Consider the following 638-nt stretch of genomic DNA (forward strand, 5'->3'; position numbering starts at 1 on the left):
CGCGCTGCTGGGCCTGCTGGCCGGCCATGGCGGACAGCTCTACCTCACGAGCCGCTCGCGGATCGAGCGGCTGATCCCCCAGCCCCGGGGCGGCGTGAAGCGCGAGCCGGTCGCCGCCGACCTGCCCGGCGGCGAGCCGGCCATCTCGGTCTTCAGCGACGGCACGACGGACTGGTTCATCAACGTCCGGTGGCAGGCCTTCCGCGCGCAAGGCGACGCCTGGGTGCCGCTGCGCGACGACCAGGGCCGGGTGCTCACGGCCTACACCGCGACGGTCGCGGATGGCGCGCTGTGGGCCTCGAACGACCAGGGCGTGGCGACCTACACCTTGTCCGGCGACCGCGCGCAGCTGCGGCGGCGGATCCCCAAGGCGTCCTTCGGCGGGGCCGATCCGATGTGGGTGGTCCACGGCCCGGGGAACGAGATCTGGCTGGGCACCGGACGGGGCGTCTTCCGCCTCGGCCCGCAGGGCGAGTGGCTGGGCCTGCTGGACCGCGACAGCGGCCTGGTGTGGAACGACGTCAATGACGACAGCTTCCTGCTGGACGCCGCCGGCGACGCCTGGATCGGCACCAGCGGCGGCGCGACGCGGGTGCGCCGGCGGCCGCCGCCGCCGGGCGCGCCCGCCGTGTTGCGGG

At 75.5% G+C, this 638-nt stretch carries 1 protein-coding gene; it reads left to right on the forward strand.

All coding sequences use genetic code 11. The features are described from left to right. A partial coding sequence (locus FUT87_RS29695; protein WP_186830816.1) for a hypothetical protein occupies nt 1-638 on the forward strand: 638 nt, incomplete at both ends.

Source organism: Mitsuaria sp. TWR114 (genome assembly GCF_007997345.1).